Source organism: Pseudoalteromonas sp. S2721 (genome assembly GCF_005887425.1).
Lineage (GTDB): Bacteria > Pseudomonadota > Gammaproteobacteria > Enterobacterales > Alteromonadaceae > Pseudoalteromonas > Pseudoalteromonas simplex.
Window position 1 is genome coordinate 1 of sequence record NZ_PNCZ01000066.1, and the last position, 24,130, is coordinate 24,130.

General features: G+C 38.3%; 18 protein-coding genes. 2 read left to right on the forward strand and 16 right to left on the reverse strand.

The genetic code is table 11. The features are described 5' to 3' along the window. Nucleotides 1-20: 20 nt before the first annotated feature. Both CWC02_RS18685 and CWC02_RS18690 read right to left on the reverse strand, forming a co-directional pair. Entirely contained in the window at nt 21-386 is a 366-nt protein-coding gene (locus tag CWC02_RS18685; RefSeq protein WP_138619749.1) for a gamma-glutamylcyclotransferase family protein, read from the reverse strand. 15 nt (nt 387-401) lie between these two features. Continuing rightward, complete coding sequence (locus CWC02_RS18690) at nt 402-1,307, reverse strand: DMT family transporter (protein ID WP_212751483.1); 906 nt, start codon at nt 1,305-1,307, stop codon at nt 402-404. A gap of 110 nt (nt 1,308-1,417) precedes the next feature. Here CWC02_RS18690 and CWC02_RS18695 point away from each other — a divergent pair, with 110 nt between their 5' ends. Next, on the forward strand, nt 1,418-2,302 hold the full coding sequence (locus tag CWC02_RS18695) for a LysR family transcriptional regulator (RefSeq protein WP_054553478.1): 885 nt from the start codon (nt 1,418-1,420) through the stop codon (nt 2,300-2,302). Nucleotides 2,303-2,310: 8 nt separating this feature from the next. On the opposite strand, the gene CWC02_RS18700 is transcribed toward CWC02_RS18695, so the two are convergent. Next, a complete protein-coding gene (locus tag CWC02_RS18700) occupies nt 2,311-3,210 on the reverse strand; it encodes a DMT family transporter (protein ID WP_082389271.1) in 900 nt (299 codons plus the stop codon). A 147-nt stretch (nt 3,211-3,357) separates the two neighbouring features. Between CWC02_RS18700 and CWC02_RS18705 the strand changes: the two genes are divergently transcribed. Continuing rightward, on the forward strand, nt 3,358-4,134 hold the full coding sequence (locus CWC02_RS18705; protein WP_138619750.1) for a helix-turn-helix transcriptional regulator: 777 nt from the start codon (nt 3,358-3,360) through the stop codon (nt 4,132-4,134). Between the two features lie 379 nt (nt 4,135-4,513). Here the strand turns inward: CWC02_RS18705 and CWC02_RS18710 are convergent, their stop codons facing one another. The 13 genes from CWC02_RS18710 to CWC02_RS18770 all read right to left on the reverse strand — a co-directional run bounded on the left by CWC02_RS18710 (nt 4,514) and on the right by CWC02_RS18770 (nt 24,128). Further along, the gene (locus tag CWC02_RS18710) at nt 4,514-6,157 is read right to left on the reverse strand and encodes a TniQ family protein (protein WP_138619751.1); all 1,644 of its coding nucleotides are present in this window, start codon (nt 6,155-6,157) and stop codon (nt 4,514-4,516) included. Beyond that, entirely contained in the window at nt 6,147-7,067 is a 921-nt protein-coding gene (locus CWC02_RS18715) for a TniB family NTP-binding protein (RefSeq protein WP_138619752.1), read from the reverse strand. Before CWC02_RS18715 ends, CWC02_RS18710 begins: the two co-directional genes overlap by 11 nt. Then, nucleotides 7,064-9,058, reverse strand: coding sequence for a TnsB C-terminal domain-containing protein (locus CWC02_RS18720; protein WP_138619753.1), 1,995 nt, complete (start codon nt 9,056-9,058; stop codon nt 7,064-7,066). The genes CWC02_RS18715 and CWC02_RS18720 overlap by 4 nt, the downstream gene beginning before the upstream one ends. After that, nucleotides 9,055-9,741 carry a TnsA endonuclease N-terminal domain-containing protein gene (locus CWC02_RS18725; protein ID WP_138619754.1) on the reverse strand — a complete coding sequence of 229 codons (687 nt, stop codon included), beginning with the start codon at nt 9,739-9,741 and terminating at the stop codon, nt 9,055-9,057. The genes CWC02_RS18720 and CWC02_RS18725 overlap by 4 nt, the downstream gene beginning before the upstream one ends. Nucleotides 9,742-10,241: 500 nt before the next feature. Further along, complete coding sequence (locus tag CWC02_RS18730) at nt 10,242-10,571, reverse strand: antitoxin Xre/MbcA/ParS toxin-binding domain-containing protein (RefSeq protein ID WP_171043872.1); 330 nt, start codon at nt 10,569-10,571, stop codon at nt 10,242-10,244. 437 nt (nt 10,572-11,008) lie between these two features. Beyond that, the gene (locus CWC02_RS18735; protein WP_138619756.1) at nt 11,009-11,680 is read right to left on the reverse strand and encodes a hypothetical protein; all 672 of its coding nucleotides are present in this window, start codon (nt 11,678-11,680) and stop codon (nt 11,009-11,011) included. 31 nt (nt 11,681-11,711) lie between these two features. Continuing rightward, on the reverse strand, nt 11,712-12,458 hold the full coding sequence (locus tag CWC02_RS18740; RefSeq protein WP_138619757.1) for a M48 family metallopeptidase: 747 nt from the start codon (nt 12,456-12,458) through the stop codon (nt 11,712-11,714). After that, on the reverse strand, nt 12,458-15,607 hold the full coding sequence (locus CWC02_RS18745; protein WP_138619758.1) for a type I restriction endonuclease subunit R: 3,150 nt from the start codon (nt 15,605-15,607) through the stop codon (nt 12,458-12,460). The genes CWC02_RS18740 and CWC02_RS18745 overlap by 1 nt, the downstream gene beginning before the upstream one ends. Next, complete coding sequence (locus CWC02_RS18750) at nt 15,600-17,639, reverse strand: DUF262 domain-containing protein (RefSeq protein ID WP_138619759.1); 2,040 nt, start codon at nt 17,637-17,639, stop codon at nt 15,600-15,602. The genes CWC02_RS18745 and CWC02_RS18750 overlap by 8 nt, the downstream gene beginning before the upstream one ends. Further along, a complete protein-coding gene (locus tag CWC02_RS18755; protein WP_138619760.1) occupies nt 17,632-19,068 on the reverse strand; it encodes a DUF262 domain-containing protein in 1,437 nt (478 codons plus the stop codon). The genes CWC02_RS18750 and CWC02_RS18755 overlap by 8 nt, the downstream gene beginning before the upstream one ends. 43 nt (nt 19,069-19,111) lie before the next feature. Continuing rightward, nucleotides 19,112-21,004 (reverse strand): ATP-dependent helicase, encoded by a 1,893-nt coding sequence (locus CWC02_RS18760; RefSeq protein ID WP_138619761.1) that lies wholly within the window; start codon nt 21,002-21,004, stop codon nt 19,112-19,114. Beyond that, nucleotides 21,001-22,776: an ATP-dependent nuclease gene (locus CWC02_RS18765; RefSeq protein WP_138619762.1), complete on the reverse strand. Its 1,776-nt coding sequence runs from the start codon at nt 22,774-22,776 to the stop codon at nt 21,001-21,003. The genes CWC02_RS18760 and CWC02_RS18765 overlap by 4 nt, the downstream gene beginning before the upstream one ends. Continuing rightward, the gene (locus tag CWC02_RS18770; RefSeq protein ID WP_138619763.1) at nt 22,773-24,128 is read right to left on the reverse strand and encodes a restriction endonuclease subunit S; all 1,356 of its coding nucleotides are present in this window, start codon (nt 24,126-24,128) and stop codon (nt 22,773-22,775) included. The genes CWC02_RS18765 and CWC02_RS18770 overlap by 4 nt, the downstream gene beginning before the upstream one ends. Between the last annotated feature and the right edge of the window lie 2 nt (nt 24,129-24,130).

Sequence of the window (24,130 nt, forward strand, 5' to 3'; positions counted from 1 at the left end):
ATTAGTTCCTCAGTATTCTGTTAATTAGTCTTATTCTTTAGCAACATAAACAAACGCAGTGCACATTTAGCAACATAAACAAACGCAGTGCACATTTGGCCATTTTCAAGCTTTACACTTGTTTCAACACGATGATAATCACTGCCTTCAAATTCATCCAAAAACTCCCAATGTTTAGTTAAATGTGATGAACTAAATATTTGCCCTCTAATTTCCTCGCCCTGAGGATCTAGACTCAGTGCAGGGCAGCCCATTTCGACTCCCCACCCAACATTTATGTAACGACCAAATACAGAAGCATCTGTGAACTTACCGCCAATGTTAGTTAGTATGTGTTCATTTGGATAACCTTTACGAAGGGTGCCGTATATAAATAATGATTCCATCTGTTTCCTCTTAAATTAAACTCTCTTACGTTTTATAGCCAAAACACCAATTAAAACTAAACACATACCCAACACTTGCAACAAAGTGATTTTTTCATCAAGTAATATCCACCCTAGAATTAAAGTCAAAATAGGCCCTAAAGTACTTACAAGTACAGACCTTGCCGCTCCTATATATTTAATAGCGCTTGATTGCAAAAAGACAGGGAGAACAGTTGAGAATAAAGCCATCATAAAGCAAATTGTATAAATTTTAGTAGGTTGGATTAGGCTCTCTATTGGTAATTGAATAAAAAAATGTAGCTGAACGGCAAAAATAGATACAAACATAGCCAATAAAGAAAACCGCATTGCGCCTAGTTTCTCAATCATTGGCTCTGAAAAAGCTTGGTAAAATGCGTAGCATAGCGCAGAGCCAAAGACTAAAGCAGCGCCAAGCCAAATGCTGTGACTACCTCCAGCAAATTTGAAATCACTCAAGCATGCGCAAACAACCCCTAATGTGCATAGCACTGTAGGTACAACCAACCGCTTTTCAAATTGTTTACCCAGAAATAAAACCCCCATAAAAATCGTGAGGATGGGATATGAGAATAAAATAATGCGCTCTAATCCTGCTGAAATATACTCTAGGCCCATAAAATCCAAAATTGATGCGCCGTAATAGCCGGCAACACCGAGCAAAATAAGTAAAAGAACTTCTTTATTGGTCAATGAAAAGCCTGTTTTTAAGCTTGAATAGCCAATAAGAATAAATAAAGGGAATGAAAAAAGCATTCGTAAACTAAGAAGAGTAATAGGTTCAACATTAGCAATTAAGTAAGCTTGTTTTACAAATATTGCCTTTAGAGAAAAACCTGCAGCAGAAAGAACCGCTAAGATAATACCGATTTCATTGATTGTTAAACGATTAAAACCCACAGAGCTTCTTTTTCATTGTAAAAAGTGACGCTACAATGCCACATAACTGCTCAACATTAGAATTGCTAATTAACCAATAAAAGTTCGTTAATAACGAATGGTAACTTAGAATGAAATTTGATCTTACTGACTTAAAACTATTTATCGCTGTGGTAGAACAAAAGAACTTAACTCAAGGAGCTAAGCAAGTATTCTTGGCACCATCATCAGCGAGCCATCGAATTAAACTACTCGAAGATAATTTAGGTACTCAATTATTGGAGCGTCAACCAAGAGGTGTGTCTGCTACAAAAGCAGGTGAAATCGTTCTTCGATATGCCAAAAGAACATTAGCTACGTTAGAGCAAATGCAATCTGATATTGCTCCTTTTACTAAAGGTGCATTATCGCAAGTAAAATTATGGGCAAACACCAATGCTATTCATACATACTTGCCAGAAGATCTTGGGACCTTTTTAGAAAATAATCAGGGTGTTAGAGTTGCTTTAGAAGAACACACAAGCGAAGAAATAATTACAGCCGTAGCACAAGGAGAAGTTGAGTTAGGGATCGTCGCTGAAAATGGCCTTTATGATAATGTGGAGTTTTATCCTTATAAGAAAGATCGATTGGTCATCATTGTTCCAAGCGAGCATTCTCTTGCTAAATTTAGCAAAATACAGTTTTCTCAAGCTGTCAGTTTTCCATTTGTTATCTTGAACGAAGGTTCTGCAATCCATACTTTTATGATGAATAAAGCCGCAGGCCTAAATTGCCATCTAAATATTCGAGCGCAAGTTAAAAGTTTTGATGCTGTATGTAGAATGGTTGGTTCTGGTGTGGGCATTGCTTTATTGCCATATGATTCAATAGGCTGCTGGCGCTCTTTAGATATAAAAATCATAGAAGTGGATGAAAAATGGTCAAAAAGAAACTTAACTCTTTGTATTAAAAAAGGTGCACAAATTGGTGCGCTATCTAAAGTTTTATTTGACCATTTAAGAGGAGAGCCATAGCTTGGTCGCTACTTTCTGTGTACAAGCAGTAACCCTATTATTGATAAGCCCATACCTAACAACATTGCAAAACTGATTTTTTCATCAAATAAAATCCATGCTTCGACAGCTGTGAGTACTGGTACTAAATAAAAATAGGATGCTACCTTTGTCGATTCTCCATTTTTTATCATAAACATAAGCAACAATATGGCCGTTACAGACACACCAACCACAAGCCACAATATACTAATAATAAAAGGTGCGTTCCAAGTCGGTGTGTTTGGCTCGTATAAAAATGACACCACTCCCATCACGACAGCAAGGGGAATATATTGAAAGAAAGTAGATGCAAAAATATGCCCATCACTTACCGCTTTCTTTTGATACATTGCACCAACCGTCACACCTGTTAAACCAAAAAATGCTGCAAGTAGACCAATTAAACTTAATTCACCTCCTAATTTAGTTGGCGAAAGCACAAGAAAAACACCTAAAAACCCGACTACAATCCCTAGCCATTGCAACTTCTTTAACTGCTTGCTTTGTATTATTGATGCCAGCACCGCCGTTAACACTGGTTGTAAACCCGTAATTAATGCCACAACTGATGCAGGAAGCCCTTTGTTAATTGCGAAAAAACAGCCACCTAGAAAAAAGGTTTGCAGAAAAAGCCCTACTATTAATTGCTGTTTAACGCTCTTCAATGAAGGAAACTTAACCTTTAGCACAACCGATAAAAATAAAAAAATAACACATGAAAATAGCCCTCTAAAAAACAGTAAGTGAAATGGACCACTATATTGAAGCGAAAATTTTGCGCCAACAAACCCTGTACTCCATAAAAAAACAAATACCCATGGTGCTGCAACAAATAAGATAGGTTTCCAGTAATTTGGAGATGCCGAATAAACATTTTCTTGAGACATTGATCCACCTCTGACTCATTGAATTGTAAGGACCTAACTAGCTCAAAAGCAGTGGAAGGTGTAAGATGGTGGCACTATATAGCAGTCAAGATAAGCGTAAAATATGGGCATTTATACTGTGATAAATAGTCATAGGCTAAACATTTTATGACGACTAAACACGAAAACTTAAAAACCTTCCTTACCAAACACCGTGCAAAAATAAACCCTGAAGATTATGGTTTTACCAGTGGAAGAAGGCGTGTAAAAGGGCTTCGTCGAGAGGAAGTCGCGCAATTGGCTGCTATAAGTGTCAGTTGGTACACTTGGTTAGAGCAAGGACGAGAAATCAGTATATCGCGTGCAGCTATTAATCGCATTGGCACAGTATTAAAACTAACTAACGATGAACAAGAGTATTTAAACGCGATTGTTTTCGGGAATAAACCTGCTCTAGAAGAGCAAGAGGAAGTGTCGGAAGAATTAAAAGCGCTAATTCGTGCACTTGAACCGAATCCTGCATTTATTCGCAGAGAAAATATGGATATAGAGTACTGGAATGAGGCGGCTTCCAAAAAGATATTCGATTGGTCTACCCTTCCTAAAGCTGATAGAAACTCATTAAAGCTTATGTTCTTAAATGATGAGTATAAGCGACGTATTCCTCAATGGGAGCAGGCAGCAAAAAACACCATTGCCTCATTCCGCTCTTACTTTGCTTTAGCTACAGACAAATCAGCCTTTAAAGCCGTCTTAGACGATCTTAAATCTCGTAGTGAGTTGTTTTGCCAAATGTGGCAAGACTATGAAGTAAAGAGAATTCGGGAAGGAGAAAAGTCTGTGCTAGATGACAAAGGAACACTTAGGCACTATAAATATGTATCATTAAAACCCGAACATTATTCTAATACCTTTGTTATTTACTCTATTGAAAGTAAAGAATAATTATCAAACCCGTAGCTTAATCAATATGACTATTAATACTACAAATAATTGAGCAAATTGAAATTAGTCTTGCTACTCGTTCTAGAAAGTACAACTTTGTTCTTTCTGATCCAAGGCTGGAATTAAGCTACAGAAATGGCGGGAAAATTTAAGAGTACTTTCTGATTTGTATAGCTTCAAGTTTCTGATTAAACGCTAGAATTTGTTATTTTTCACGATTAATCGCTGGAATAAATTTGCCATTAATATTTTGAGCAAAATCCAAACGAAAAAAAGGCCGAGGGCATTAAATGCTCTCGGCCTATTATTAGTGTGATTTCAACTTTTTGTCAAATCAAGACAGCTAAGCGAAACTAAACAAGTCGACTAAAAACTCTAGCTAATGACGTCGTTTGTTTCTAAAAATGATGACGTCTTTTGATAAATCTATGTTTGATTTACTGAAGTGCGTAAATCGTGATTGTAATTTTTGCATACAACAATCATTAAGATGTGCTTTGTCGTACAAAACAAAATCTGTTCTGTTTGGATCCATATAAATTTGAAAAATTGGCTGCACGTTACAGCACCCAGTAATGCGTTTCTCGCACGTTCTCGCTTTTTCAAAATTAGCTTTTCTATTTAATATTAGGTAGTTAGAAACAAATTCACGTATGCTATCTGCATCTATTTGTACACTGTTTTTCGTTGTTAGTTTTAGATACTCATTTTCAATCAGTGTATCTAAAACATCAGCATTTATTTTCAACATACGAATAGCGTCATACTTATTCACATCATCTATTGCTTTCCACTTTTCTTTCAATAATTGCTTTAACCCTTTTTCACTTACATATAAATGATTAACACGCTCAATGCTTGTATTGATTTTATATAGACCATCAACATGACTATTTAATACACAACTAACAAGCTCATCTCTCGATAAATCAAACAAATCATAGATGCCCTTCGGCACATCACTTACTTTCAAGAATTTATCATCACATTCAGAAACTAGCTCAAATGATTTCGATAAAGCTTCTGCAACTTTTCTCATGTCATAAAATGACTTATCTTGTTGCTTACAAAGATAGATTGCATCAAACATGTTTTGCTTAGCAACATGAGAAAGTGACTTCATATTGATACCTAAAAATTCTGAAAGGGCTGCCCCGTCTATCTGGAAAGAAAAACTTTGTGAATCGAATGTACTATCAAAGCGATGAGTAGAAACATATAAAGACTTGTCTATCTGAGCACCATGATATTTTAATAAAAGTGTCTTTGCTTCAAACTCTTCAGTCGATTTTAAATAGTTATACTCATGTTGAATTGAGTAGATTGAGTTAGCAATCTCATCAAATCGATGATGCATGACTAACTCACCACATTTCTCAAACTGCGCTCTGTGCATTAATAATAAATGCTTCCAGATGTCTGAAACAGATGCGCAAGATAAAACCTTAAACGCGTCATCAAATAAAAACCTGATTTGCTGAACGCTAAATTTTTGAAATTTAATTTTTGCTTGAATGAAGTCAAAGGGTCTAAATAAAAGGCTTGAGAAATCTAGCAACTTTTCAGCAAACTCTGAGCTTTCAGTCTCACTCAAAGACAGCATGTATCGCTCAAAGCTCAATAAATTACATGACTCTTGTAAGTCATAAAGAGGCAGGTTTTTAACATTTACTAGCGCACATTCATGTACCCGACAACTTGTCACTTCAATATGCTGCCATTGATAAAGTTGAACCCCAGTTTCTTGATAGCAGTGAGGACAAATCTTAATATGATCAGAGTCATTTATTGTGCCCCCTTTTTCGAGTACTTGAGTACAGTCTAATAATTTATATTGCTCAATATCATGTTTAATCTGCTCATTTTCAAGTAACTTTTCAAAGTGAGAGTGCACATAAAGTTCAAATCGCGTTGGTGTCTGAATAGCATTAGATAGCATCAACTTTTTAACTGTTGCAAATCCATAAAAGCGAGCAATGACAGCGCATGCCGAGAATGGCGATATAAAATTATTAGAGCTCATAATTAACTCCAAGTTCTGCTTTTAGCAAAGAGAACTTTTTAGAAAAGGGGTTTGCTTGATTCTTCTTTGACGCACTAATTGAACTAAACACAGCAGCAAAATCTTTCACGAGAACTTCATCTCTATTTTTGTCACATGCATGAAAAATTGCTTTTCGTATGAGCATACTCAGTTGACGCAAATCACCTTTTGTCATAGTAAAAATTGGTAAGCTGATTTCGGGATTTGTGAAGTCAATTTGAGAAAACTTCAAATGTTCATTCAGCGTTATTAGATATTTCACAAAGTGAACATAATTTTTTCTTGTCGAGACTGAAAGCAGTTTCTTCTCAATTATGAGTGAACATCGTGATGCGAATTGTTCATTAATTTCAAGTATATTCATGACTTTTGAAGTGCCTGCAAACACAAGAAACAACCCTAATTCATCAACTAATTCTTTAAGGTAATCAGCAATTTGACGCGCCGATTTCACACCCACTTTTTCAACGACTTGCTGAAACTCATCAAACACAAGAACACGATAACGCTTGTTCTTAACTTGCTGCGCGATACGTCGACGAAGCTCAACTTCAGAGCCTTGTGCGGCACCGGGTTCGTTCATACCTTTCAATATGGCGCGATACAAATCTAACGGGCTCATATTTGATGGCGAGCGAATATAACATGCTTTTATTGACTTGCTTTCATTGACGTCTGTGCTGTGCTTTTCATTGAATCGCTTTATAAAAGTTTTGAGTAACGTTGTTTTGCCACTTCCTGAGTCACCAACAATCACGCAACAACTACCGACCCCTAGACTTAAAGTCTGCTGTGATTCTTCAAGCAAATCAGCAAGCTCTTGACGATTATTCACGCAATCAAATGTTTTACTGTATAACAATTCAGCTTTGCTTTTTAAACAACTCATAGCTCACCGCCCGGCTCAAAATCATCAAAAGTTGCACCAGTGTCGATATCTTCTTCGGCAGCAACTTGCGCATTTAGCGAGTTTAAAATTTGCTCGCGCGCATCAATAGAATCAACATCAATTGATTTATCGTTATTGTATTTTGTCCGAGCTGGCTGTTTGCGACCTGTTTCAATCTCACGCTTTTCAGCTTGCTTTTGCTTGGCTTTTTTGAAATTAGGCAAACCCAGCTTGCTGCCATACTTATACTCATAATGCTTACGCTCAACAACATCACATTCACTGAATTGCGCGTTACGAGCAGCATCAAGCTCAACTTGTTGAACACCAACCTCAGTATGATGATTCATCTCGCGCAGTGGCACGATAAATGTGTCGTTTTTATGCTTCACAACAACACTGCTTGTATCAATATCACTGTAAAAACATTCAACACTTTTAACACCAGCCAAACTCAAGGCTTTCAGCTCATCACTTACATATTGCTCATTTTTAAGCTTAATTGAGCCATTTCCATATAATGTACACTTCGCACGATAGCAGCCGCGAAATTCAGATAACTCAGTGACTGCCGCAGGCACTGTTTGCAGCAGTGGATTTTTACTGATTGCATTCGTCCACACATCAAGCGGCGCACGATTTTTAAGTCCACTGTGAGCTGATTGCATGTAGACATTTGTGATGTAATCTTCAAACGCTGCGACGAACTCTTCAAGCGTCATTGATGCATGAAGTTCAGCATCTTCTGTCGCTTCTAAATGACGATTATTTATACGCGTTTTTGAGCCTAAATAGCCCGGCAGTTTACTTAAAAACTCACGTCGTAATGTGCGAAAGAAGCTTTCAATAAATGGCTTACTCCAGCCTTCGCCCGTGCGTGTGACGACTGGGTTCGCACCGAGTTGCAAAGCAAGCGACTTGTACATATTGCCTTTTGTTGCGGTCGTCGCATCAGTCACAAGCCTCACTGGTACACCAAAACACGGCCAGAGCGGGTTATCTTTGGGGGTCACAACACTTTTTAAACATTCGATAGCTAAATCAGCAGACTCAGATGCGTTTTTACCGACACAAATTGAATAGCCAAGTGGGCAACGTGTGCAAGTATCAATCGCAATCATCATTACGATTGTACCCAAAAACTTATTCGCCTCGTTGTTTAAACCAAGGTTAATATAAACCGCATCCATCTCCACCCGTTCCAAGGGGTCTTCTGGCACAAACTCACGACCTAGTTTATAACGCAGTTTTCTCGCTTCAGCTTTGCTTAATGTCTTTTGTGTCGTCAATAATGCAAGCGTTTCGCGAAAACGACGATATATAGTGTCGACACACGGTATGACTGGATAACACGCTGGCTTTGATTTACTAAGCTCGCGTATCTTGGCTCTCAACATATCTGCTATTGCATGTACAGATTTTGAAGTTGCATCGCTTCTAACAAGATAATAATCACAAAAATACTCGTAAATTAAATCTTCTGTCGCAGCCGTCAGTCGCTTTGAGTTTTTCTTTTCATGATAGCCATAACCGATTACTGAACGTATATCATTTCCGGAATCGCGATACGCTTTTATCTTCGCTTGACACGTGCTACGCGAGTATTTTCTTGAGTTGTAACTTTGCCAGTCGAAAGCTGCGATGGTTTCATCAACATTATGCTTTGCTGTAAAATTTTTACTGTGTTTCTCGAAATGCAAATCAAAAAACGCTTGCCACAGTTCCATCTGATTTAATTGATTTTCTGTCAGCAATTGTTGCATCGGTATGTCAGAAGCGCGCTCATACAGAAGCGCTTGGCTATCTATGAGTTTTTTATGAAACTCAGATTGTGTCATACACTCAACTCTTGCATTATTCATTTTCTGACTATCCTCATCAAACAATGAGTAAAAAATCGTATTATCGAAGTGCTCCCGCACTATCGAACGTACCATATAAGAGCTGCTATCCATTTGAAACTTCATGCCTATTTTAACTACACCACTCATTGCACTAACCCATGAAGATTGTTAATTAAAGCAGTTTCATCACAGATATCGCATGAAACATCCATTTTCAAATAATCTTTCAAAATAAAATGACAAATCAGATTTCTATTTAAGTTCAGAGCATCACAAATCGCGTTTGCTTTCTGTAGAGTCAGTTCAGGAGGCAAGACATCAAGCAGTGTGTTTACATGCTCATCATTCACAACTTTCATTGAAAGAGCATTGCGAAATATCATCTTCATGTTTGAGAGCGCGCGTCTAGATGGTAGGTCTTTTTCCGTCATCACAGCAAACTCAAAGCCCAACTTTTCGAACGCCTTCTCAATCAAAACATGAATGCGTTTTGTCTTTTCATCAATCGCTTTTGAGTGCTTCACTTCGACCACACAAATTCTTTTATTATAATAACTTAAAGAAAAATCAGGTGTATACAACCGCTTCTTTTTTTCATCTGTATAACTGATTGAAAATGGCTGGGTTCGAACAGATTTTATCGTTTGATCAAACTCAAACATCAATGCAAAATGTGACTCGTTGAACGATTCGAAAAAGTGTGGCTGTGTATCTTTTAGCGTAGGACACAAGCCACTTATGTTGAAACGACTAAAACGTTCAAGACGACGTCGCATACTTTCTTTGTTATATACACTATCAATATTGCTGTGATTTGAATGTTCATTCATAACGCTAACTCTCACTCTAAAATTCAATCTCTTTTTTTAAAGTAGCGGCTAAAATCACAAAATCAAGCAAATAAACATTTATTTTCACAACCTTTAAGAGAAAAAAACAATTAACACCATAAAAAGATAAATTTAAAACATAACCCACTGTAAAATAAACTATCTTTTTATGTTATAAATATAAAAACCCCACACCCGAAATTTCAAATAGCTCATCGCTATAAGCGGTGTTATTTTTATGAAATGAAAATCTAAGTAGAAGATGGCAAGTTAAGCTGTGAAAGTTAGTGCTCAATATGATGAGTAAAGATGTGAGCAGAAACTCAATACATCGAATAAAGCGCGATTGCATTAAATAATCAGAAAAGAAAATGAAAGATAGTGTCGCGATAGGACGTACTTTACACCCTATTCAACCGAAGGTTAGATGTTCCCGCCATCAACTATGACTAAACTCAAAATGAAGTGAAAATATTTGATAAAGCTAAGCTAAACAGTCATCATGCCGTGAACCCAAACTGGAGCTGCTTAATAACACTTTTTATTAGCTCACGCCCACGAATTGAGTTCAACATGGTTCGAGGTTCTCGACCATCAAGTTTAATGTGAGCATTGTTTAGCCACGCATTCCAGATATCTATGCTTCCGAAGTAATCAATCCCGATCATACTTAGTCTTGCAACTTCAAGCGCATTTTCGCTAGTATGTGAGCTTAATAATTTAGCTTTACTTCGAGATAACATCATTGATGTTGTACCTATTGCTTGTGCTATTGTTGTCATATTCCAACCCATTGCATTAGCAAACGCATACACCCCGGATGCTTTCATTCCATTTTTTACAAGCCTTATTTCTGACAACGGGTCGGAATGAGATGTAAGTTCTCCACATGAAATTAGGTCAATAAGGTCTGGATTACTTGATAACTTTAACTGACTTCCTCTCATTTGACACCCGCTTAAAAATTCACGCTTTGATTTAAGTTTAGCAGAGAATTTTTTTGAATTAGAATTACCATTAACGAAATGAAATGTATCGAGTCACATAAAAACATATATTAGGTTAAGTGCTATATCGATTTCAGAGTAACTGAGAAATTGCTTATGATACTTACTTAATGTAAGGGCTGATTTACCTTCTACAGCTTCGCAAAATAAAGTATCACCACCACTTAGTCTACATATGTATTAAATAATTCGCATACGCCGCCATAAAATACCTAAACGCCACAATTACGCAAGCTATGAATAATCCAATTAGTTTAAAACTAATCCCAAAATCTATTTTCCAATGAAGGAATATCCATTGTTAAATTTTTGGAAAATTTAAATTTCTGTCCATCATCTTTGTTTTCATTCGAAGTCGTTAGGTATGAATTTAACCATAATTTTCGGTACTCAGCACTTAATACATAACCTCGTTTATTCTCTGAGCCTTTTAAACGAGAGGGGTATGCCCAGCCCTTACTATTGAGACTAGAAACAGTCACAACTAAGTGAGCCATCTGATCTTGTTCTGGACAAAGAAACTCATGTAACCATGGCCAAAACTCTTCATCACCATCAGATGCTCTCCAACCCTTGAGCTCTTGGACTTCGTCTAAATTAGCATATGGATGCGAATGAAAAGTCCCTATAAGCTCGACATTTGGATAATACTTTTCGAAAAAGATTTTTTTAGTCAATAATGACTCTAAATTTGGCTCAACCCATTCTTGATGCCTTAGAGCTGAGGTTTCAACCGTCGCCAATGTAGAAACGATTCGCGAAGGTAAATCACCCTTTTGTGGTATTGAGTAACCCCATAACAATCCAAATGTTTCCAGCTTAGAATTTGACTTACCTTTTTTATGTGTTTTGTGTTCAAACTCATAAGCCTCTATTGCTGTCGTAAATAGCTGGGGAACAACATGATCTTCAATGATTAACTTTGTATCCATTTCTTAATTCCTTTAAAAACTATAGTTTAAATTAATAACTCCAGTCTTCATAAGCCAGAGGCAAGCTATTAAGTAGGTTTCTGCGCTCACGCCAGTTAGGCATATGTTTGTCCATGATAGAGCGGAATCTGTCATTGTGGTGGCGCTCTAGTAAATGAACTAATTCGTGGGCAAGTATGAACTCCATGCACTCTGGAGGTTTCTTAGCTAGTTCTAGGTTTAACCATATACGCTTAGCTTGAATATTGCAGCTTCCCCATTTGGTTTTCATCTTTTTGATGTTGATAGAACCAGCGTTTACACTTAGTTTGTTTTCCCATTGAGGTAATAATTTCTCAAGTGAGCGCTGCATTTCATCACGATAGAAACGGTTAAGTAGTTTGAGTTTATTGTCGGTTGACGTATTTTCTGCAACAGATAAAACTAAATTACCGTTGCCTTTTGCAGTAACCGCATATTTCCCTTGCGCTTCAACAAGCTTTAAGCGGTATTTTTTACCCCATAAATAGTGGCACTCTCCATTAACCATTTCACGAATTGATTGGCGTTCTTGGCCTGCAAAGTCAGCTTGCTGTTTCTTAATCCACGCAAGTTTGTTTACGATTGCCAGCCGAATCTTTTGTTCACTTGTATCTTTGGGGATAGACAATCGTACTTTGCCGTTTGGCGGTAGCACGCTTAAGTGAATGTTTTTAATGGCTCTGCGATTTAGCTCTACATCAATGTCACCAATGCGAACTACTTCAACGCTCTGAGCATTGCTTTTAGTATGGCGCACTAATGATATTCCTTCTGAGCTTTAATTAGCTCCATGACATCAACAATATTGATGTTATAACCAGCCGCTTCTTGTCGCACTGCGTTGGCTATCTCACGTTCTTTAAATCGATCACCAAGCCAATCGGCTTTTTTAGTGTAGCGAACAGCGGTATCAATTTTAGTTGTAAGTACTTCATCATTACCGAAGTTATCATAAATTGCTTGTTTGGCTGGCGTATCAACAGAAGTGGGGTAGCTTTGATTGCTATTTTCAGTCGGATTAACCACTTTCTTAGCAAGAGCTTTAATCTGCTCTAAATATTCTTGATAGCTGATAGCTTGCTCTCTTCGCTGCTTAATGATTTCATCGAGCAACGTTGCCATGCTGTCAAAGTATTTAGGGTTTACTGGATTTTCATCAACGATGGTTTTTCTGACGTTATTTTCAATGGCTTCTGCCATTGCGTCTTCATTGTCACGCAAGCCTTCAGGTAAATCTTCTAAACCTTTACCGTTGTTGTTTACCACGAGAGCAATCAAGCCTAACTCTTCAAAGTCCATCAATAATTCGCTGTCATCAGCTCGAATATACATATCCAATAGATGACGCATCGCAGGCTCAAAACGTTTCATTTCGAGTAGATCGCCACTGGAAAGCTTTACCTCATCACGAACCTTTTCAAAGTATGCGACTTCTTTCTTTATATTTTCACCTTCTTCAAAGGTGTAACCAGCTTGCTCCATTTCATTTGCAAGGTTGGTGTAAGCTCGGATTAGCTTGGCGACCGATTGATATAAAGCTAAACGCAGAGCTTCTTTTTCAGTGCGCTCACCTTCATCTTTAGGCTCAACACCTGATTCACCACAAAAATAATGAATAAAATCTTTAGTATCTCTAGGTGCTTTCACTGGCTCACATAACGCTCGTACCGCTTCCAGCGCATTATCTATATCAGCACGAGATTCTTGTAAGCGATCTTTTAAAAGCCCTTTAACATCGTCAGCATCGTAACCATCAAATGCCTCGGCTGTGTAATCTTTAATGGCTTTATCAAGTGAACGGAACAAGTCTTTATAGTCAATGATGTAACCGTAGTCTTTATCTTCACCGTCTAGACGGTTTACACGGCAGATTGCTTGAAAAAGGTTGTGGTCAGCCATCTTCTTGTCGATATAAAGGTAAGTGGCAGAAGGCGCATCGAAGCCAGTGAGCAGCTTATCTACAACTATCAGCAGGCGCATTTGACCCGGTTCTTCAATAAAACGTTTCTTAACGGCTTTTTCGAACTCTTCAACACGCTTAGCGGCTTCTTCTTCGCTTTGCTCAAAGTACTCAGCTAACATCTTGCGATAGATGTCATACTTAAACAGCTTTTCAGTTAAACCCTCACCAGATTCTTCGCCTTTTATAGCGCCTGCAACTGGCTGATAACTGGTTACTACTGCACACTTTCCTGCAAGGTCGGTCTTACTAAATAAATCATAAACAACACAGGCTTGATGGACGCTAGCGCACACAAGCATAGCGTTACCTCTACCAGACATCAGCGCAGGTTTGATTTCCATATCCATCAAAATATCGCTAACGATTTTTTCTAATCGAGATTTGCTGGAGAGCACTTTTTGCATCGTGCCCCATTTTTGTTTGAGCTGAATCTTAGCAAGGTTAGATAAGCCTTTGGTTTTAGCTTCAAACCATTGATCTACTTTTTTCTCTGAAGTTAAGTGTTGATCAATATCTCTTGCTTCATAACGCAGATCGAGTACCACACCGTCACTTACGGCTTCATCAAATTTGTACGTGTGAATGTATGGACCGAAGACTTCTAAGGACTTCTTCTTGTCCTTTTTCATCAATGGTGTACCCGTAAAACCGATGAACATGGCTTCGGGTAAGATAGCCTTCATTGCTTCATGTAGCTTGCCCGATTGAGTTCGATGACATTCATCAACAAACACAAACAAGTTGCCTTTTGCGGCAAAATCACTTGGTAGGTTTTTGGTCAATGCTTCAAGGTAGTCTTTTGTTGCTTCATCATCGTCTTCTTCGGTAACTGTTTCGCCATTTCGACCAAACTTATGTACCAGTGAGCAGAATAACCACGGGTTGGGTTGATTGAGTGTGGCAACCAAATCCCGTCCGCTTTTGGTGCGATAGATCTCTTCATCAACACCAGAGAATACTTTTTCTATTTGCTCGTCTAATTCGGTTCGGTCAGTAACAATTAGCACCCGTGAATCTGTCACATTTTCACGTATCCACTTGGCAAGCCAAACCATAGTTAAGCTTTTACCAGAACCCTGCGTGTGCCAGATAATGCCATCATCGTGCGTTTTAACGTGTTTCTGTGCCGCTTGGATGCCGAAGTATTGGTTGTGTCGGCATGTTTTCTTTACTCCAGCGTCAAACACAATAAAGTCATGAATGAGTTGCAGGAACCGCTTTTTATCGCACAATTGCGCGATATGAGTGTCGAGTAAGTTCTCTGTTGTAATGTCTTCTGTTGGAAGTGGCTTGGGGTTTTCCTTACCGCTACATTCTTTCCATTCAAGGTAATATTTTTCAGACGTTTCAATGGTGCCGTAGCGAATGCCTTGGGTATCGTTACCAGCCATAACAAGCTGCATGGTGGTGAAGAAATTACGAATAAACGCTTTCTTTTGATTGTCTAAGTTTTGGCGAATACCTTCGCTGACAGATACTGAAGAGCGTTTTAATTCAATTACACCAAGCGCGATGCCATTCACATAAATCACGATATCAGGGCGCTTTTTCAGCTCACCTTTTACGGTAACTTCTTCAGCAATGGCAAAATCGTTAGCTTCTGGATTTTTCCAATCAATTAGCCAAACTGTTTGGTTTTGTTCACCAGCCCCTTCTTTTTCTTTTACACCATAACGTAAAAGGCGATAAACATCTTTGTTAGCATCAAAGAGCTTTTTACCTTCACCGAGAGCTGCGGCAGTATCAAGTTGGCGTAATGTACGTGTAATCAGAGCATCTGAAGTTCCACGACCTTTTAGCCATTTAGTGAGTAGGTCTTTTTCAATATTACTGTTAGCTTCACGGCATTCCCAATTACCTAAGTAGTTATAATTAAGCTGTTCTTTAAAAAACTTAACCACTCGGTTTTGGGTTTTTCGTTCTAATTGACCGACATTACTCATTGTCTAATTCCTTTTTCGAGTCGTTAACGAATACCGTTAACATGCTTTGTTCATGCTCGACTATTTGAGTTTCAGTCCACTCGTTAGCAGCATTCATCAGCTTAATCATTTCATACAGTTTTAGGGTATCGATGCTTTTATCGGCAATGGCGGCTTTAAAATGATCGCGCTTAGCCGTTGGTTGTAAGTTACTTAATTTTGAATTTTTACTGTGACTTATCAGACACAAATTACCAAATCGATGTAAGTCAGCATCGGCTAATACACGGTGCCCATCAAGGGGATGTTGAGGATAAAAGTGTTCAACAGAGCTTCGGAAAGTAAATTCAAACTGAGTAATTACATCATCTTTTTTGTTTTGAACGCTATCACACCACAACAAATAATCGAGATAGTTAAACACTAGGTTGTTTTCAATCACGCCATAATGCAGCCTCGCCATAGCGCTCTGGTTACTTAAATCAAATGCTAAATATCTCTCGTTTTGATAAATCATTTGATAGTAATCAGAAGGCGATTCACTTAAAAAGCGTCCATATACAAATTGGCGAGCTAAGTTTTCGAGTTTTTGTAAATACAGGCGAGGCGTAATTCCATCCATATTGAATAAATGGAACAACGCACCATTTAACCAGTGTTTATAAACCAGTGTCGGAGTGGAAACATGCATTGCACTTAACAACATTAAGATCTGACGATTATTACCTTCAAACCCATCTTCGCTTTCTAAGTCATCATTATCATTAAATGTATTGATATAACTTTGGCTTTCTTTATTGTAAAAATGCAGCTTCTTCAAGCTCCACTTATCTTTGCCATCACTGAATTCACGTTTAATGATGTACTGGTCGAAAAGGTATTTGCACTTAAGTAATGCAAATACAAATTCTTTAACAGCATTAACTTTGTCATTGCTATTGTCTTTTACATAGGCATCAAATTGTTCTAGCAAACGCTTATCGTCTAATGCGATATCCTGCTTTGTTAACACTCTCAATACATGTAGTAAGAAGTTAGAAAAATTAATCACGCTATTAAAGCGCTCTGGTGTTAGCGTGATATCTGCGCTAGAAGAGGACTGAGGTGGCTTTGCTAAGATCTCATTGAGCGTCAGCGATATAGTTTGAGTGCATTCGTTCTTTTGAGTGATTGCCTCGCCAATACTTGCAGCTAAATCAGCGTAGCACCTTGGTGTATATTGCCCCCAATCGTCTTTACCAAAAATAAGGTGTCTTTCTTCTGGACTAAAGCCATATTGAACGTAACGCTCCATATTCGCTGTTGCGTCCCATACTTTACTGAGTAGCTGTATGCTCTGTTCGCGCTCATCGGTGTCAGTAATTTCATTTAGTACCGACATTAATCTTGCTTTGACTACTTCGTGCTTCTCTAGCTGCTCACCACGATTATTCATTACCTCAAAATAATGATTTAAGTCAGTATCCTTAGGTACTGATACACGCGCTATTTCTACTTTTTTAAACAGGTATTCGCAGAAACCTTCAAGCTTGTCACCTAGAGCCAATAAACCTTTTTCAAGCAATGTATAGCCATTTATGAGATCTTGATTATATTCATCCGTTATTAAATGCTTTATAGCATCACGATGAAACAATCTCTCAAAGGTTATTGATGATTTTTGTCTGCTTTCAAAATTGAGGTTGGGTGCATTGTACCAGCCCATATCAACCGTCGATTTGTTTGTAGAAGATAAGCGTTTAAGAGCAAAAGCTAATAAAGTGAGCGTGGTAAAACGTTGCTGCCCATCAATCACTTCAAAGCTGCCATCTTTACGTGCAAACACGACTAACGTGCCAATGTAGTAGGTTTGCTCAGGCTTGCTTTTCTGATAGTCCAATACATCTTGGATTAACTGGTTGATTTCACCTTCACCCCACGCATAGTTACGTTGGTACATTGGGACTAAATAGCGGCTTGTATCACAAAGTAATGCTTTAACGCTAAAGCTGGTGATTGCTTTACTTGCAGTTCCATCATTGTATTGCAGGTATGGTGCTTGCGTATTACTCATAGTACTTCATGTCCTTAAACAGCTTTGTGATCTCACTCAGCTTGGTTCCCTTACAATCAGATGCTTTCAATGTGCCTAACGGCCAATTTAAAACATCACTTGGCTGCACCGCTTGTTTTATACGTTCAAATACATTTTGTGTAAGAGCGTGTTTATCCATGCGCTCTACACCCACGACTTGCATTTGTAATCGGCAGCTATATGCCCAAATAAACAGCTTCTCTATCGCTTGCGAAAGCTGATGTGCGCCAAACTTATCTAGATAAAAAATCACCGCACAATCAAAGAGAGTACGTATATAACCATCTCCGGTGCGGGTTCGAGAACGATAAGTATTTAGAGTATGTAGAATATTACTGGCTAATGGTTCTAATTCGTGATCCAATATGCGAATAGTTTGGCTTTTATCTTCACTATTCTTAGCCTTTGATTTGCCACTTCGCTCATCGCTGACTATCTCATTAATCTTATGTTGATAATGGCTGGTCATTTCAAAAAAGCGTCTACCATTTATGATCATCTGATCTAAATGGAAAGGAAAACGCATATTTTGGTGATCAATATGGCGCTGATACTGCCCGTTATAGTTATCAACAAAGTGGTGAGCTATGCGAAGCGGTTCTACATAGGGGTAAAGTCCAACTTGATCGAGATTTACGCCCTTAAATAAACCTACTTTTGATTTATTAAAATACTGCGCCGATTTACCTTGTGCCCAGTTGCGAATACGGAACAAGTAGTTGGCAAATAGTCGCGCCAACTGCTCACTTTCCAAGCTTTCCCAATGTCGTACCGAGTCAGCTTTAAGTTGACTTTCGTTTTGTGAAAACTCACGCAAGTGAAACGCTTTTAACAAATCATGAGGGTCTAAATCTCGGCCTCTGGCATTTTGTGAATCAAAAAACTGAAATGCCTCTGATACATCATCTAGCACAAAGGTCACAACTTCACAGCGGTTTAATAAAAAATCGATGTCAGCTTCGGTAAAGTCACTGCGAGCAACAGCACGTTTTGCCGCCATAAAGTTTTGATGCAAATTTCGATGCGAAATATCACTATTAAAGGTTTGTCGCGCTAAAAAACTATTAATAGGCTCAGTCAGTGTGATCAGAGTTTCTTTAACATCTTGCCGCTTTAAACTATTGAGACGCTCTTCAAACAAGGCTTTTACTAAAAGTAACAAGGTTAATGTCCGCTGTTGTCCATCAACGATATCAAGTGCTTCTTTGTCGCTATCTATGTGCTTATGAAATACCACTGACCCCAATCGGTATGCCGATTTCTCTCGATATACCTTTAAATCACTTAGCAAATCAGCCAAATTTGTTTGAGACCATTTATAAGGGCGTTGATATGCCGGAATGCTCAAGTTTGGCAAAGACAATAGTGCTTTTACCGTTATGATTTCCTTATCGATCTGTTTGCTCATCAGGCTCTTGTCTCAAAAATTGCTTTGCTTAGAATATTCATTTTTATAAATCCCTTATAAATCGAGATGGCGACTGAAATTTAATATCACCCCAAGGCATCGTCCTTTTTTGCGGATAAGTGATATAAAGCCACCTTTTAGCTCTTGTTACTGCTACAAAAGCGCTGTTTTTCTCTTCTTCTATTTCTTGTGCAGTCTTGGCTCTATAGTCAGGGAAAACGCCCTCAACCATACCAATTAGGAATACAATGTCCTTTTCTAGCCCTTTCATCGTATGAACTGTGCTAAGCGTTATTCCTTCGCCCTGAGCTGTTTCTGCCAATTGCCCTAAAGCAAGCGCATTTCTAAATGCTTGAAGAGAATTACCAAGCCCCTTAGACTTGAAGCGAGTCCAAGAATTTCTAAATTCTTCAAGCTCAGCTAAGCTACGTTCAATTTCTGGTTTTTTATCTTCTAAGGATTCATCGTTGGCTAATATATTAAGCTCAGCCATTAATTCTTTGTGAAACTTTGGAATGTTTGGCTCATCAGTATCTAGATTCTGTATTTGAGTCAATAGCTTTGATTGAAGATTAGAAAACAGTATTTCTGAATTTAGTACATCGTTTGCCCATACACTCAAATAGTCTTCATTCCCCCAATCATTAGGTGGGGTTACTTTGAGAATGACACATAGCTTTTTACCATCAACCCAGTCTTTAGGGTTTAGTTTTAGGCGAAGTGCAAAATCGAGCACTTTGCCAAATAGCGACGTTGGTTCTGTTTGGCGTTCACCTTTTTTGAAGTGGTAAGGAATATTCTTTTGCTCAAGATTCTCAGTAATAGCTTTAAATACGAATCGGTTTCTTGCTATTACAACCATATTCTTAAGAGATATTTTTCCTTCAATCTCTGGGTGTATGCCCAGCTTTAACAACTCATTAATTTGATTAACGACCCATAGTGCTTCAACATATTCGTCGTCACACGATTGCTTATGAAACACGCCATTTAAAGCCATTTCATGTTCTGTTTGTGAAAGCGGTTTGATTTTATTAGCAACATTAATTACCGCTTTGGTGCTTCGATAATTTTCTGTAAGTTGGTATTGAGTGGGCTGATAATCGTCAACAAATTGCGTTAAGAGATACTTTTCAGATGAACCATTAAACCCATAAATCATTTGATTAGGATCACCCACCATTAAGATGCTTCTGATTTTTTCACCGCAAAACGCGTTTATAAATTCGTATTGAGCTTTGTTAAGATCTTGCGCTTCATCCACACAAATATGTTTGTACTTTGTGCGGTATAAGTCAGCAATCCACTCTTGGGTTAGTAGTAATTTATGGGCGTAGATGAGGATATCATCGTAATCAATACCACCACTTGCTAACAATGCATTTTGGTAATCCTGATAAATTTTCCAAACGCCACTTTCTACACCAAAGCGTTCATCTGCTTCGCCTTGGCTTAACAGTTCCCTTTTTATTATGGAAAAAGTATCCATATAATTTTGCATGACTTGTTGGCGGTTCTTCTTCTCTCTCGAATCTTCAATGTTGAGATACGTGTCAATATCGACACCTTCATCTCTTAGTGATTGCAGAAACACTTCCATGCGGTCTTTATCTCTGTCGTAAATGTGTAACTCAGAAGGTAAGCCGATGGTATGCCCATATTGCTCCAATATTCTCTGTGCAACGGAATGAACGGTAGCAATCCAAGTTCGATCTTCAATGTCATCCACTTCCACTAAACGCTCCTGCATTTCTTCAGCAGCTTTATTAGTAAAAGTAAGGGCAATAACCCTATCTTTTTTGGTATTTTCCAGAATAAATCGAATTCGCTCAGTCAATACTCTTGTTTTACCTGAACCAGCAGACGCTAGTATTTGTATAGGAGTACCTATCGGAGATTTGACAATATTCGCTTGTGCTGGTGAAAGACTTATCATACTGATATCCAACCTTTAACTTGCTCAAATGCCGCTTTAAAAGCATCTGGTACGAGAGTTCCTTTTTCTCTTTTCTGTGGATTCCTAAAAATAACATCAGCAAGAAAACCTGCATAAGATGCTTTAGCACCCCTAAGTTTTTCCAACAAGGCTTCACTATCAAGTGTAGAAAGCTCCTTCTGCTTCGCCTCTACATATTTGGGGTTATTTGAACCTTTTGTTTCGGAAAGAACTAAAGCTTCAATCAACTCTGGGTTGATTTTTAGAATATTAACCAACTCAGCCTCAATATCATTACCATCGGATAAGAAGTAAATTTGGAATTCTTGGGCGTTTAGTTCTAACCCTGTATCTTTCTTAATATTAGCAATTTGCGATTCAACAGAAGATTTGGTATTGCCGTCATTGTCACTAACAACACAAACAGGTATCCCTAAACTACACCCCAACTTAATGAACGGAGCATAGTTTTTACCTGCAACACTGATACATGTGACGCCAGCAACAAAGGATGAAAAGCCAAAATAGTGCTCAAACATAGCAGGAACAATTTGTTCTTCTGTGACACCTTCAAATAGTACAATTGCTCTTGCAAATAATACTTCCCCCCGAAATCTCATAACTTCGCGTTGAAGTATCAGTAGATCCTCAGGGTCAAAGGCGTTGGAAAGCTGCTTAACGCAATTTTTTCCATCAACTTTCACCATAGAACGAAGGTCTGGAAGGTTCACCATTGCTGCAAGAAATGGCGAATGAGTGCTAACGAGGACCTGCCCCCTAGAATCTGCTAACTGCTGATAAAGAGTTCTTTGAGCATTCGGGTGCAAGTGAGCTTCAGGTTCTTCCGCTGCAATGATTGGAAAAAACGGTTCAACTTCTTCCTCATGCTTTTTAGCCGAAAGCTCGGTAAATGCTTTAACCGTTAGCATTGATGCCCAGCTTCGTGTGCCCATGCCGTGGTATTCCATTGAAAAAGAGTTACTAGCATGTTCTCCAAAGTGAACTGTAAAACGTTTAGACAAGTCTCTAATTTTTTTAGGGAAAGGCGTAATTTCTGTTTGCCCATTACCTTCAAATGACTGACTCAATGAGTCGAGGTGAGTTTTAAGTTCAGATAAAGGTTCACTTTTAGCAACCGCCTTTTCATTAATGTCAGCAACCATCTTTTCAAGCTCTTCAACATCTTTCTCATCATACTCAATACTTGAAAGTACTTTGCCTATGTAAGATGTTTTCTCTCTTAATTCTTGATGGATATCGCGCTGGGCATCAATGGAAATAAAAGGCAGTGCATCGTAACGCTTACTAATTTTTCGTTTAGATATCACTTTTACGTCTGCCCACCCTTCAAAATCGGGCCATGTTTCCATCCAGAATCGAGAGGTTAAAAATCCACCTTTTATTTTGTCTCTTTCACATTTTGTTCTAATAACAACAAATTGATGACCGTCAGCTTCAGATTGAATAATGTCTTCAAATTCAAGTATCCACTCATTTTCAAATGCTTGAACTCTATTACCGTGTTCGTCTGTCGCGACAATTCTGACATCGACAATGATACATTCACTGCCATGATCCTCCCCATCAATATGAAAGTCTTCCTCAGTTAAAGAGCGCGAATAATCGCCCAAGGCGAGTTGTAAAGCCTTTATGATCGAGGTTTTACCAGCGTTATTAGTACCAATAAGCACTGCCACTCTGGGTAAAGAAATTTCTAAATTAGCGATCCCTCTAAACCCAGCAATTCGAACTTGGTCAACTAATATGTTCATACAGCCTCCTTGCTTATTGGCAACCTTGTGCGGCCTGTGAGTAGCTCTTGCATCATGCCTTGTTTGATTTGGCGAGTCTTCGCCAAGCGCTGTTCAAGGGTTTGGATTTCGCTATCCATATCCGAGAGGATGGTGGCGATAGCGGTTTGTTCTTCTTTAGTTGGCAAAAGTACTGGGCAAGAGTTAATCGCCTTTTGATCAATAGTTGTCATTGTAGCTGTTTTAGAATTAGCAATTAAATGCTGCCTAGAGTGCTTTGCTAAACAATTTAAATACAAGTACTGGTAGTTAACAACTTCAGGGTTAGCTCTTACTCTTATTAAATGGCTATCAAATACAACGTTTTCATCAGATTTTGGGAATATGTTACAAAAAGCTATGCCACTGGGCACAATTGATGAACGCGTAAAAAATAAATCACCTTCTTTAACTTTAAAAGCCTTTAACTCGACCTTTGATGCATTGAATAACTCTAATGAGGCCACATCAATTGGAGCACTCGTGTACATATCCGACACGTTAATTAAAGGAGCACCTTTACCTTTCCTAGCTGGCTCATAAAACAATCCGTTTTGCATAGGGACAATAGAAACGCCTTCTATTGTTGAGATATCCCAATCCTCAGGGATTTCGCCTAGTTCGCTGGGTTTTGTGCCTTTTGGCTGGCCTTGCTTTTCGCCTTCGGTGTAAGTGGCGAATTGCGGTAAACGGGTTTTTCCTGTCAGCAGTTGCTGCTTGGTGGCTGTATTAATCGCTTGTTTTTTCGCGATCAGCTTTTCCAATTCCGTTAATAGTGCATCAACATCGGACAAGGCATTGGCAATGGCGGTTTGTTCTTCTTTACTAGGAGTTGGAACATTAATTTGACCAATTTGAGAAAGAGACAAAAAAGGCTGCGCTCCACCTGCGGATAAACTTTCAAGTATTTCATCTTTAAGAAATGACAGAACTTGATTTAGAAATCTACCATCCGACACTTTTTTGTCTGGTTTAATTAAAGCTACATTTTTCAAGCTAAATGGGTATTTCACATTCACAAGAGCTGTAGTGCCTGTGCCTGCGCCAATATTAACCATTAATATATCTTCATATTCTGGATTACAACGCTTGTAAATCTCGTCATGAACAGACTTTGGCAGAAAATAACATGACTCAAAAGCAATGTGATTTTCTTTGACATGAATAGCTGTTAAAAAAGGGATACCTTCCTTAATAGGCTTAGGGGTGTCATGTGTACCATCTGTAATTTTGGTTGAAACCTCAGCTAATGAGTTGATTTTCCAATCAGTTGGAAAAATACCAATTTCAGATTGCCTAAAACCATCAGGAACATGCTGCTCTAATGCACTCATAC